9 protein-coding genes are annotated in these 11,547 nt (G+C 71.4%); 2 read left to right on the forward strand and 7 right to left on the reverse strand.

The genetic code is table 11. The annotated features are described in order from the left end of the window. Nucleotides 1-147: 147 nt before the first annotated feature. The 4 genes from B9O00_RS34005 to B9O00_RS09080 all read right to left on the reverse strand — a co-directional run bounded on the left by B9O00_RS34005 (nucleotide 148) and on the right by B9O00_RS09080 (nucleotide 5,002). Entirely contained in the window at nucleotides 148-1,542 is a 1,395-nt protein-coding gene (locus B9O00_RS34005) for an ABC transporter permease (protein WP_085122151.1), read from the reverse strand. Beyond that, on the reverse strand, nucleotides 1,539-2,468 hold the full coding sequence (locus B9O00_RS09070; protein WP_085122152.1) for an ABC transporter permease: 930 nt from the start codon (nucleotides 2,466-2,468) through the stop codon (nucleotides 1,539-1,541). The genes B9O00_RS34005 and B9O00_RS09070 overlap by 4 nt, the downstream gene beginning before the upstream one ends. Before the next feature lie 5 nt (nucleotides 2,469-2,473). Then, nucleotides 2,474-3,622: an ABC transporter ATP-binding protein gene (locus B9O00_RS09075; RefSeq protein WP_085122153.1), complete on the reverse strand. Its 1,149-nt coding sequence runs from the start codon at nucleotides 3,620-3,622 to the stop codon at nucleotides 2,474-2,476. A 207-nt stretch (nucleotides 3,623-3,829) separates the two neighbouring features. After that, nucleotides 3,830-5,002 (reverse strand): extracellular solute-binding protein, encoded by a 1,173-nt coding sequence (locus B9O00_RS09080; protein ID WP_085122154.1) that lies wholly within the window; start codon nucleotides 5,000-5,002, stop codon nucleotides 3,830-3,832. A gap of 119 nt (nucleotides 5,003-5,121) precedes the next feature. Between B9O00_RS09080 and B9O00_RS09085 the strand changes: the two genes are divergently transcribed. Next, complete coding sequence (locus B9O00_RS09085; RefSeq protein WP_085122155.1) at nucleotides 5,122-6,621, forward strand: aminotransferase-like domain-containing protein; 1,500 nt, start codon at nucleotides 5,122-5,124, stop codon at nucleotides 6,619-6,621. A 240-nt stretch (nucleotides 6,622-6,861) separates the two neighbouring features. Here the strand turns inward: B9O00_RS09085 and B9O00_RS09090 are convergent, their stop codons facing one another. From B9O00_RS09090 to B9O00_RS09100, 3 genes are read right to left on the reverse strand one after another with little or no spacing between them, the layout of a single operon-like run. Continuing rightward, nucleotides 6,862-8,391: an ABC transporter substrate-binding protein gene (locus tag B9O00_RS09090; RefSeq protein WP_085122156.1), complete on the reverse strand. Its 1,530-nt coding sequence runs from the start codon at nucleotides 8,389-8,391 to the stop codon at nucleotides 6,862-6,864. Then, nucleotides 8,385-9,860: a sulfatase family protein gene (locus B9O00_RS09095; protein WP_085122157.1), complete on the reverse strand. Its 1,476-nt coding sequence runs from the start codon at nucleotides 9,858-9,860 to the stop codon at nucleotides 8,385-8,387. Before B9O00_RS09095 ends, B9O00_RS09090 begins: the two co-directional genes overlap by 7 nt. Continuing rightward, the gene (locus tag B9O00_RS09100; protein ID WP_235017078.1) at nucleotides 9,857-10,576 is read right to left on the reverse strand and encodes a class II aldolase and adducin N-terminal domain-containing protein; all 720 of its coding nucleotides are present in this window, start codon (nucleotides 10,574-10,576) and stop codon (nucleotides 9,857-9,859) included. The genes B9O00_RS09095 and B9O00_RS09100 overlap by 4 nt, the downstream gene beginning before the upstream one ends. Before the next feature lie 95 nt (nucleotides 10,577-10,671). On the opposite strand from B9O00_RS09100, the gene B9O00_RS09105 reads away from it, so the two are divergent. Beyond that, nucleotides 10,672-11,541 carry a LysR family transcriptional regulator gene (locus B9O00_RS09105; protein WP_085122159.1) on the forward strand — a complete coding sequence of 290 codons (870 nt, stop codon included), beginning with the start codon at nucleotides 10,672-10,674 and terminating at the stop codon, nucleotides 11,539-11,541. The last annotated feature ends 6 nt before the right edge of the window (nucleotides 11,542-11,547 follow it).

Raw genomic sequence — 11,547 nt, forward strand, 5'->3', positions numbered from 1 at the left:
GGGAGTCATCCTTGGGGGGTCATTCCGTCGTCCGGCCCGCGGGGTGGCGGCGCGGCGACGCCCGGTCGGGCGGCCTGCGCGGTGCCCCCGACATAGGCGGGCGGCGGAGCAGGTGTCAACGGAGCCGAGCGGCGCGGTCCCCCTCGCCTACTGCGTCGCCGGTGCCGGATCGGCCGGCGCGGCGGGCGCGCCCGGCTCGATCTTCGGGGCCGTGGCCCCGCCCGGCGCCGAGAGGCCGAGGTTGTCCGGGGCGAAGGCGTTGCCGAAGGGCGAGGCCGGCTTCGGCGCGGCGCCCGGCGGGGCCGGCGCGGGCACCGCCCCGCCCGGCGCCGAGAGCCCGAGGTTGTTCGGGGCGAAGACACCGCCGAAGGGCGAGGCCGGCTTCGGCGCGGCGCCCGACGGGACCGGCGCCGGCTGGGCCGGGGCCTGCTGCTGCATGCGCTGGCGCTGCTGCTCGAGCAGCTCCTGCTGGCGCTGCAGCTTCTGCTGCAGCAGGGCGTCCTGGCAGGCGCTGGAATCGTAGCGGCTGCCGGCCCAGACTAGGCCGCCGACGACGGCCAGCAGCAGCACCGCGACGCTCGCCGGATGGCTCAGCAGCCGGCCGGTCGGGCCGGCCATCACCGCCGCCGCTCCCGCCCCGGCCGCCACCCCCGCCAGGGCCTCGCGGCGCCTGGCGGCGAGCCGGCGCTGGCGCGCCTCCTGGATGATCGCGGCGACCAGGGTCGTGGTGATGATGATGACGGCGATCGCCGAGATCGTCGGGTCGATGCCGAAGCGCACCTTGGAGGCGAGCACCGTGGTGAAGGTGCTCTCCGAGACGATGGTGAAGACCGTCGTGTTGTAGTTCTCGACCGAGGCCAGGAAGGCCAGCACCGCGGCGGAGCCGATCGCCGGCTTCAGGAAGGGCAGCAGCACCTTGCGGAAGGCCTGGCCCGGCGTCGCGCCGAGGTCGAGCGCGGCCTCGGTCTGGGTCGGGTCGAAGCGCTGGATGCGCGCCAGGAAGATCAGCATCGAGTAGGAGGAGATGAAGCAGACCTGGCCGAGGATGGTCAGGAAGATGCCGTTGTAGAGCAGCGTGTCGTGGCCGAGCCCGAAGCTGCCGGCGATGCGGCCCCAGAACAGCAGCGTGGCGATGCCGATGACGATGCCGGGCAGCAGGATCGGCACGATGAAGACGGTGTAGAGCAGCGAGCGCGCCCGCTCGCCGACCTCGCTCAGCGCGATCGCCGCGGCGAGGCCGATCGGCAGCGACAACAGCACCACGCCGAGGCCGATGAAGAAGGAGTTGGCGAGCCCGGCGAGCAGCAGGGAATCGCGGCCGAAGCGGCCGAACCACTGGGTCGTGAAGCAGTCCCAGGGCGTGACCCGCGGGTAGTCGGCCGAGTTGAAGGCCGTCACCGTCATGATGATCAGCGGCCCGAAGAGATAGGCGAAGAAGGCCGCCACGAAGAGCAGCAGCAGCAGGCGCTGCCAGGAGATGCGGGCGACCACCGGCCGCCAGACCGAGCCGCGGGCCGCCAGGACGTTGCCGCGCGCGCTCATCGGCCGATCTCGCCGATGCGGACCTTGAAGACGCGCATCGCCAGCAGGGTCACCAGGATGCAGGCGAGCAGCAGGACCACGGCATAGGCCGAGCCGCGCGGCCAGTTGCCGCCCTCGTTGAACCACTGGTAGATCAGCTGGGTGAACCAGAGGCTCGAGGGGCCGCCGAGGATCTGCGGCGCCGCCAGGGCGCCGGCGGTCAGCATGAAGACCATGGTCGCGCCCGAGGCGATGCCCGGCTTGGCCACGGGGATGACGATGCGCCAGTGCACCCGCCACCAGGGCGAGCCCAGGTCGCGCGCCGCCTCGATCTGGTTGCGGTCCAGCGCCTCGACGGCGTTGTAGATCGGGAAGATCATCAGCAGCAGGTAGGTGTAGGTCAGGCCGGCGTAGAGCGCGACGTCCTGGCGGATGAAGTCGACCGGCGCCGCCCAGAGGCCGAGGCCCAGGCCGACGGCGTTGAGCACGCCCGAGGAGCCGAAGATGATCCGGAAGGCGAAGGCACGCAGGATCTCGTTGACCCAGAAGGGCACGATCAGCCCGAGCACCATCAGCCGCGCCCTGCCGCCGCTGGTGCCGTGGGCCAGCACGAAGGCGATCGGATAGCAGAGCAGGAGGTCGAGGATCGTCACGAAGACCGCGGCCAGGATCGTGCGGCCGAGCACGCCCAGGTCGAGCCAGTTGATGCCGCCCCGCCCGTCGAGCAGCAGCGCCGCGTAGTTCGACAGGGTGTGCAGGTCCCGCGGCCCGCCGATCTCGGCCGGCGGCAGGTTGAAGCGGAACGAGGCGTCGAACATCGCCAGCTGCGGCAGCACGATCAGCAGCACGATCCACAGCGCGACGGAGCCGGTGACGAAGATCCCGACGCCCGGCCCCCAGCGATGGAAGAAGCGCGAGAAGGCCACTCTGATGCCGTTGGGGCTCATGCCGCTCAGGCCCGCGCCAGCGGCCCCTCGGGCAGCACCGATGCGACCGACGGGTCGAAGGTCACGGTCAGCGCCGCGTCGGGCTGCAGCGGCGGCAGGCTGCCGTCGTTGACGACGGACATGCGCAGCGGCTGCCCCCCGACAGCCAGCGCCCCGACAGCCGGCGCGCCGCCGCTGCCGCCGACGCTTCCCCCGACGGCGAGGGAGACGTGACGCAGGTTGCCCTCGAACTCCTCGGCGAGGACGCGCGCGGCCAGGCGGTTCGGGCCGGGCTCCGGCGGCGCCACCTTGATCTGCTCGGGCCGCACGAAGACCTGGCAGCGCTCGCCGGCGCGGTACTGGCGCCGGCCGACCGCGAAGCCCTGGACGATCAGGCCGCCGTCGGTCTGGAGCGTGACGTCGGTGCCGTCGCGCCCGGTCACGGTCGCCGGCAGCACGTTGGTCTCGCCGACGAAGGAGGCGACGAAGCTGGTCTTCGGGTGGTCGTAGACGGCGAGCGGCTCGTCGACCTGCTCGATCCGGCCCTCGCTCATCACCGCGACCCGGTCCGACATGGTCAGGGCCTCGCCCTGGTCGTGGGTGATGTAGATGAAGGTCAGGCCGACCCGCCGCTGGATCGCGCGCAGCTCGCTGCGCATGTGCTGGCGCAGCTTGAGGTCGAGCGCCGAGAGCGGCTCGTCGAGCAGCAGGATCTGCGGCTCGGCGGCGAGCGCGCGGGCGATGGCGACGCGCTGCCGCTGGCCGCCGCTGAGCTCGTAGACCTTCTTGTCGCCGACGTGCGGCAGGGCGATCAGCTCCAGCAGCTCGACGGCCCGCTTGCGCCGGGCCTGGCGCCCAACGCCGCGCACCTCCAGCGCGAAGGCGATGTTCTCGGCGACGCTCATCAGCGGGAAGAGCGCCAGGTTCTGGAAGATCAGCGCGGTCGGCCGCCGGTTCGGGCCGACGCCGCGCATGTCCTCGCCGCCGATCAGCACCCGGCCCTCGGTCGGCTCCAGGAAGCCGGAGACGCAGCGCAGCAGGGTGGTCTTGCCGCAGCCCGAGGGCCCGAGAAACGAGAAGAACTCGCCCGAGCGGATGGTCAGGTGGGCATCGTCCACCGCGGTATGGGATCCGAAACGGATCGTCACGTGCTCAAGGGTGACGTCCCTGCTCATGCGCTCTTCCGTGCCGGTGGAGAAAGCCCCGGCCGGCCGCTGTGCCGCGGCCGGCCGGGTGAGGCTCCGGCCCAAGTCCGGAGGAGGAAGAAGCGCCTGGAGCCTGATCCGATCACATCGATCGATGTGATCGGTGGATCAGCCTCCAGGCATCTCGTCCTAGAGGGCGATTCACAGACCAGGTCGGGGACCTGATCGGATCGCGCTCTAGGCGTTCAGGAACTTGTTGACGAACTCCGTGCGCAGGTCGGCGTAGCACTGCGGCTCGGCCGGCCAGGGGTTGAGGTTCGACAGCGCGTTGCCTGGATAGGCGTCGGCGAAGTTCTTGGCGTAGACCTCGCCGGCGTACTTGTCGGCGCCGAGCACCGGCGAGTTGTAGCCGTGGGTCTTGATCGCCGTGCCGGCCAGCTCCGGATCGTAGCAGCACTCGATGAAGGCGTAGACCTGATCGATGTTCGCCGCGCCCTTGGGCAGCGCCATGCCGTCGACCCAGGCCATCGCGCCCTCGACCGGGGCGCGGTACATGACCGGCTCGCCCTGGGTCTTGAGGGCCAGCGGCGGGCCGTCCCAGGTCTGGCCGACGATCACGCCCTCGTTCATCAGGCCGTTCTTCTGGGTGTCGGCGTCGTTCCACAGCAGCTTGATGTTCGGCTTGCGCTTGACGCAGTAGTCCGTGACCTTGCCCCAGACCTCCTTCATCTTGTCCTCGCCGCTATAGGCGGCCCACATCGAGCCGGGCTCGAGCTCGCCCTTGCGCTCCAGCGACAGGCCGGCGCCGAGCATCATCGAATGCCCGCGGCCCATGGTCTTGCCGGCGTTGGCCTCGTCCCAGACGTCGCCGTAGCTCGGGAACTCGCCGGCCGGGGTGAAGAGGTCGGTGCGCCAGGCCATGCCCTCGGTGCCCCAGATGTGCGGGATCCAGGAGACGCCGCCGAAGTTCCAGGCCGTCTCGCCGATCTTGGCCATCGCGGGATTGACCTTGTCGATGGGGATCCGCTTCATGTCGTAGGGCTGCAGCAGGTCGAGCGGCTGCCACTGCAGCGAGCGGTTGTTGGTCGGCGAGCAGATGTCGAAGCCGGCGCCCTTGGTCGCCTTCAGCTTGTTCAGCAGCTCCTCGTTGGAGCCGATGCCGGTGAAGTTCATCTTGATCCCGGTCTTCTTGGTGAAGGCCGTGACGAAGGACTCCGGCAGGTAGTCCGACCACATGATGATGTTGATCTCGCCCGACGAGGCGAGCGCGCTGCGGCGCACGATGGCCGGTGCGGCCAGCACGGCACCCGCCGCGGCGGCGCCCTTCAGCAGCCGGCGGCGCGTGACGCCGCGATCCTTGCGATTCGCCGGGCTCACGGCGGCCCCGACGGTCCCCTTCTTCTCGAACATGATGAAGCTCTCCCGAAGCGCTCTTTATGACGCAGTGCAAAAAGCCTAGGGCCGCACGCGAAACTGGCTTAGATCCAGAGGGCGAAATCTTTGGTGCCAGGGACAGGGAGACCGGCCCGGTGCTGGACCGATACCTCGGCCGCCCCTTCGTGGCCGGACGCACCCTGCAGGAGCAGCTCCACGAGCGCCTGGTCGAGGCCGTGCTCGACGGCGCCCACCCGCCGCACCAGCCGCTGCCGGCGACGCGCGAACTGGCGCGGATCCTCGGAATGTCCCGCAATACCGTGTCGCTGGTCTACGAGCGGCTGACCGCCGACGGCTACCTGACCCCGGTGCCGCGGCGCGGCCACTTCATCAACGAGCAGTACGTCCGCCAGCAGCTCAACGTGCGCCTCGGCTTCCGTCCCGACGCGCTGTTCGGCGGGCCGGCCGAGGCCGACCCCTGGAGCGCCCGGCTGCGCGTGCGCCCTTCGCTGCAGCGCAACATCGCCAAGCCGACGAACTGGGCCGAGTACCCCTACCCCTTCATCTACGGCCAGGTCAGCCTGGACCGCGTCTCGATCGCCCGCTGGCGCGACTGCGTGCGCCTCGCCGGCAGCTCGCAGCACGCCGCGGCCTGGGCCAGCGACCTGATCGACGCCGACGACCCGCTGCTGCTGGCCCAGATCGTCAGTCGCATCCTGCCCCAGCGGGGCCTGCGGGCCGAGCCCGACCAGCTGCTGGTCACGGTCGGCACCCAGAACGCGCTCTACCTGCTGGCGACGCTGCTGTCCGGGCCCGGCACGGTGTTCGGCGTCGAGAACCCGGGCTACGTCGACGCGCGCAACATCGCCGAGGCGACCGGCGCGACCCTGCGGCCCCTGCCGGTCGACGCCAACGGCCTGCTGCTCTCCCAGGCCCTGGAGGGCTGCGACCTGATCTACCTGACCGCCAGCCACCAGTCGCCGACCAGCGTCACCCTTTCGCTGCAGCGCCGGCTCGGCCTCGTCGAGTGGCTGCGCGGCCGCGACGCCCTGCTGATCGAGGACGACTACGAGCACGAGCTGAACTTCGTCGGCCCGCAGCACGCCGCGGTGAAGTCCTTCGACACCTCGGGCCGCATCGCCTACCTGGGCAGCCTCTCGAAGTCGCTGTTCCCGGGCCTGCGGCTCGGCTTCGTCGTGGCGCCGCCGGCGCTGGTCCGCGAGCTGAGGGCGCTGCGCCGCCTGATGTACCGGCACCCCTCGGCGCTCGACCAGCGCGCCATGGCGCTGTTCCTGGCCGGCGGCCACTTCGACGCGCACATCCGGCGCCTCCGCGACCGGCTGTCGCGCAAGTGGTCGGTGATGCTGCGCGAGCTCGACCGCCTGCTGCCCGACTGCCGCCTGGCCCAGACGACCGGCGGCTCGGCGCTCTGGCTGCGCCTGCCGAAGCGCAGGGACGGCAGCGCGCCCGACGCCTGGGACCTGCAGCGCGCGGCGGCCCGGCGCGGCGTGCTCATCGAGCCCGGCGACATCCACTTCGCCGAGGACCCGCCGCCCTCCGACTACGTCCGCCTGGGCTTCGCCGCGATCGCCGAGGAGAGGATCGCCCCGGGCCTGGCCCTGCTCCGCGAGGCGCTCGACGAGGTGCTGGGGTAGCGGGAGTTCACCACCATCTCCCAATTCGCTTCACCCTGAGCCTGTCGAAGGGCACGAAGTGCGGCGCGCAGCGCGGGCGAAACGAGCCCGGACCGTGCCGGAATGGCTCCGCCCTTCGACAGGCTCAGGACGAAGCCATTGAGTGGCGAACGGCTCAGAGATTCGCCCTTCCCAGCACCCGCTGCAGCACCTCGAGCATGCGCTCCAGGCCGGCCTCCAGCGGGGCACGCTGCGCCGGCCTCAGTCCGCCATCCACGCGCGCTCGGCGATCCTCGCGCCTTGCAGCGGCGCGACGGTATCGGGCTCGAGGCCCTTGACCGCCGGCGCGTAGGCCTCCGTCTCCGCCGGGAAGTGATAGATGCCGTTGCCGCCGTCGTCGCGCACGATCGCCTGCAGCTCCCAGAGCATCGCCTTGCGGCGCTCGAAGTCCGTCGTGGTGCGGCTTTCGGCGAGCAGCTTGGTGAAGCGCTCGTTGCACCAGAAGGCCTCAGCCCAGGGCGCGCCGCAGGCGAAGGCGATCGAGAACATCATGGTCGGCGTCGGCCGCACGGCCCAGTTCGACATCACGTAGGGCTTCTTCATCCAGACGCTCGACCAGTAGCCGTCGTTCGGCTCGCGCACGACGTTGATCTCGAGTCCCGTGCCCTCCGCCGCCGCCTGCATCAGCACGGCGGCGTCGACGGAGCCGGCATAGGCCGCGTCGGCCGCGTGCAGGTCGACGCGCAGCCTGTCGTGGCCGGCCTGCCGCAGGTGCCAGCGCACCTTTTCCGGGTCGTAGCTCCGCTGCGGCAGGTCGCTGTTGAAGAAGGGATCGGAGGGCGGCACGGGATGGTCGTTGCCGACGAGGCCGGAGCCCCGGAACGCGGTCTTGCGGATGCGCTCGCGGTCGATCGCCGCCTTGAGCGCCGCCCGGACATGGGGATCGTCGAACGGCGCGCTGCGCACGTCCATGACCGTGGTCAGGTAGCGCGTCCCGACGCTCTGCAGGATCTCGAAGCTGCCCCTGCCCTTCAGCAGGTCGATGACCTTCGGCTCGACTCGGTCGATGCCGTGGACCTCACCGGTCATCAGCGCCGTCGTTCGTGCCGTGGCGTCGAGGACATTGAGGATCTCGACCCGCTCGAGCCAGGCACGGTCCGGTTTCCAGTAGTTCGCGTTTCGCGTCGCCGAGAAGGCGACACCCGGGTCGAAGCGCTCCAGCACGTAGGGGCCCGTGCCGACGAAGCCCCGGCCGAACTCGTAGCCTTCCGGGACGATGACCAGGTGGAACTGCGCCATCGCGACCGGGATGTCGGCATCGCCGGACTCGTGCTCGACGACCAGCGTGTCGCCGTCGGCACGGATCGCGGAGATGCCCTTCAGGAAGCCCCTGGCCGCGGACTTGGAGCCCGGCGCGATGTGCCGGTTCAGCGACCAGGCGACGTCCGCCGCGGTCAAGGTCTTGCCGTTGTGGAACTCGACGCCCTTGCGGATCCGGAACACCCAGCGCTTGGCGCCGTCGGCGCTGTCCCAGCTCTCGGCCAGCTCCGGGACCGGCTTCTTGTTGTGGTCCAGCTCGACCAGGCAGTTGCCCATCGTGAAGCCGAGCGTGTAGGCGTAGACGTCGGTGAAGCTCACCGGATCGAGCGTCGTCGAGGTACTGCCGAAGCTGGTGCCGATGCGCAGCGTGCCGCCGCGGCGCGCTTCGGCCCTGGCCCCGAACGGGGCCAGGGCGCCGAGCGCGAGAGCGGCGGATCCCTGCAGGAAACCGCGTCGGTTGGCTCTCAGCATGTCGCTTCTCCCTGTCGGTCGGTTGCTTGCACCTCGGCGGCGGCGACGTCCGGCGCCGGTGTGTGGTTGAAGGCGTTGGCCCGGCAGGCGAGCGGCCCGCCGAAGACGCCGATGCGCCGCCGCTGGTCGGCGAAGGCGCGCGCGCTGACCGCCTCCGGATCGCAGATCCGCTGCAGCCGCCGCGCGCCCTCGCGCAGCGCCGGATGACGTCCGCGGGTGCTTTCGGCGAGGTCGAGGCGCTCGCCGGGATCGGCGGAGAGGTCGAAGAGCTGCGGCGCCAGGCCGGCGTAGTGGACGTACTTCCAGCGGTCCCAGCGCAGCAGGAAGGCGCCGGTCGAGGAGCCGCCGTCGTGGTACTCGCTGAAGGCCGTCCGCTCGGGATCGTCGGGTGCCTGCGCCAGGTCGAGCAGCGACGCGCCGGGCAGCCCCGCCGCGAAGTCGTCGGCGCCGCACAGCCGCGCGGCGGTCGCCGCAACATCGAGGAGGCTCGCAGCCGTGGCGACCCGGCGGCCGCTCGGCACGCCCGGCCCGGCGGCGATCAGGGGCACGCCGGCCGAGGCCTCGTACATCACCGACTTTGTCCAGAAGCCATGGTCGCCGAGCATCTCGCCGTGGTCGGACAGATAGAGCACGAGCGTGTCCTCGTCCGCTCCGCTCGCCGCGAGCGCGGCCAGGACGCGCCCCACGCAGTCGTCCATGAAGCTGACCAGCCCGTAGTAGGCGGCCCGTGCCTCGCGGGCTCGCCGCGCATCGAAGTGCCGGCCGTAGTCCCAGAAGGCCGCGAGGCGCGCGAGCTCGGGATGGCTCGGCCGCTCGCCCTCGGCGACCGGGCGGTCGACGGCCTCTGGGCTGTAGAGCCGCAGGAACGGCCCGGGAGCCCGAAAGGGATAGTGCGGTGCCACGAAGGAGACGAAGGCCGCCCAGGGCTCGCGGCCGCGGATCCTGCCGCGCAGCCAGCGTTCCGCCTCGTCGGCGACGGCCCGGTCGTAGCGCGTGTAGCTGCTCTCGCCGGGACCGACGTCGGCGGCCAGCTCGGCGGCGGCCTCGAAGGGCGGCGGTTCGTCGCGCAGCAGCCCGACAGTCCAGCCGATCCCGCCGGCCACGTGCATCGGCAGGATCTCGCGCGAGAAGCCGTTGTCGTCGCCGGACGAGCGAAAGTGGAGCTTGCCGAAGGAGACGGTCTCGACGCCGCGGTCTCGCAGGGCGTGCATCCAGCTGCGCGGGCTGCCGGCATAGGGCGCGGCGCTGTCCCAATGCCCGGTGTCGTGTATGTGGCGGCCGGTCGCCAGCGCCGCCCGCGCCGGTACGCAGATCGGCGACGGCGTATAGGCGTTGGTGAAGAGGCTGCCGCGGGTCGCGAGCCGGTCGAGCGCCGGCGTCCGGACGAGCGGATGGCCCATGCAGCCCAGCGCGTCGCGCCGGTGCTCGTCCGACATCACCACGAGGAGGTTCCGCGGCTTGCCGGTCACCCGGCGAACTCCGGCTCGTCCTCGCGCAGCACCGCGATGACCGCGGCGAGGTGCTTGTCGGCGAAGCCGGGATAGTCCTCCCACTGCCGTGCCGTCTTCTCGGCGACGGCGTCCGAGGCGACGTTGAGCGGCTGTCCGGTCGCCAGCGCGGTCAGGTAGGTCTCGGCCGCCCGCTCGAAGTAGTAGATGTCGTCGAGGCAGCGGGCGACGGTCGGGCCGACGACGAGGATGCCGTGCTGCCCCATCAGCAGCAGCGAGCGGTTGCCGAGCGCCCCGGCCAGACGCTCCGCCTCTTCGCCGAGCCCCATGCCGTCGAACCCGAGGTCGACCGCCATCCGGTTGAAGAAGCGCATGCAGTTCTGGTCGACCGGCGGCAGTCGCGGGTCCTTCAGGCAGGCGAGCGCCGTGGCGAAGCGGGAATGCAGGTGCATGATGCAGCGCGCCTGGGGCACGGCGCGGTGCAGGGCACCGTGGATCGCCCAGGCCGTGGGATCCACCGTCTCGCCGAGCCCCTCCGGCGCCGCATCCGACCGGAGCAGCAGCAGGTCGCTCGCGCGCATCCGCGACCAATGGCGGCCGTAGGGGTTCATCAGGAACTGCCGACCGTCCGCCGAGACGGCCAGGCTGTAGTGGTTGGCGATGCCTTCGCTCATGCCGAGCCGAGCCGTCCAGCGCAGCGCGGCGGCAAGCTCGATGCGGGCGTCGACGTGGGTCACCTGGATCCTCCGGAACTGCACAGGCGAACGCTGAGCCTTGCCGCCCCGGCCAACAAACAAATAAAAATATGATCGTAGCATAAGGAAATTTATGAATGTCGACCCCCCTGACCTGGTTGCGGAGCTTCGAGGCGGCCGCCCGTCTCGGCAGCCTGACCCTGGCGGCGCAGGAGGTCGGACTGACCCAGGCGGCGGTCAGCCAGCAGATGAAGGCGCTCGAGACGCGACTGGGCGTTCAGCTGCTGCAGCGCGAGCCGCGCGGCGTGTCGCTGACCGGTGCCGGCGCGGAGCTTTATCGTGCCGTGGCGGAGGGCCTCGAGCGGATCGACGGCAGCCTTGCGCGTTTCGTCCGGCGTGACGCGCGCGAGCTGCGCGTCCTGTGCAACACGAGCCTCGCCGTCCGCTGCCTGCTGCCCAGGCTGCCCGCCTTCTGCGCGGCGCACCCCGAGGTCGCGCTGCAGGTTCGCACGGCGCTGTGGCGCACCGACGCGCTCGGGATCGATCCCGACGTCGAGCTGTTCCTCGGACCGGACAGGAGCGGAGCGACCGGCGCCATCCCGATCCCCGGCGGCGAGATGACCGCCGTCGCGGCGCCCGCTGTCGCCGAGCGGCTGGGCCGGGGCGCCGGCGGCGTCCGCACCCTGGCCGTCAGTGGCTTCGACCCGCTGTTCGAGGCCTGGGCCAAGGCAGGCGCCTCGCCGCGCGGCGCCGCCGGTGAGCCGCTCGTATCCGACAGTTTCCACGCCGCACTGACGCTCGCCGAGGCCGGCATCGGCGCGACCATCGCGCCGCGCCTGCTCGCTGCCGCCTCCCTGGCGACAGGCGCCCTCGTCGAGCTGGCCTCGCCGCCGCGGCACCAGGTCCTCGTCTACCAGTGCCAGCTCTCGTCACGGCCGTCGGATCCGGCCGTGGCCTTCCGGGACTGGGCGCTGGGCGCCCTCGCTGCCCCGCCGCCGGCCCCCTAGAGGCGG

The organism is Tistlia consotensis USBA 355 (assembly GCF_900177295.1).
GTDB lineage: Bacteria > Pseudomonadota > Alphaproteobacteria > Kiloniellales > DSM-21159 > Tistlia > Tistlia consotensis.

Bases quoted from the DNA above. Each gene is read 5' to 3' on its own strand.
- B9O00_RS09075 (WP_085122153.1), bottom strand. From the start codon at position 3,622: ATGAGCAGGGACGTCACCCTTGAGCACGTGACGATCCGTTTCGGATCC.
- B9O00_RS09070 (WP_085122152.1), bottom strand. From the start codon at position 2,468: ATGAGCCCCAACGGCATCAGAGTGGCCTTCTCGCGCTTCTTCCATCGC.
- B9O00_RS09080 (WP_085122154.1), bottom strand. From the start codon at position 5,002: ATGTTCGAGAAGAAGGGGACCGTCGGGGCCGCCGTGAGCCCGGCGAAT.
- B9O00_RS09105 (WP_085122159.1), top strand. From the start codon at position 10,672: ATGTCGACCCCCCTGACCTGGTTGCGGAGCTTCGAGGCGGCCGCCCGT.
- B9O00_RS34005 (WP_085122151.1), bottom strand. From the start codon at position 1,542: ATGAGCGCGCGCGGCAACGTCCTGGCGGCCCGCGGCTCGGTCTGGCGG.
- B9O00_RS09090 (WP_085122156.1), bottom strand. From the start codon at position 8,391: ATGCTGAGAGCCAACCGACGCGGTTTCCTGCAGGGATCCGCCGCTCTC.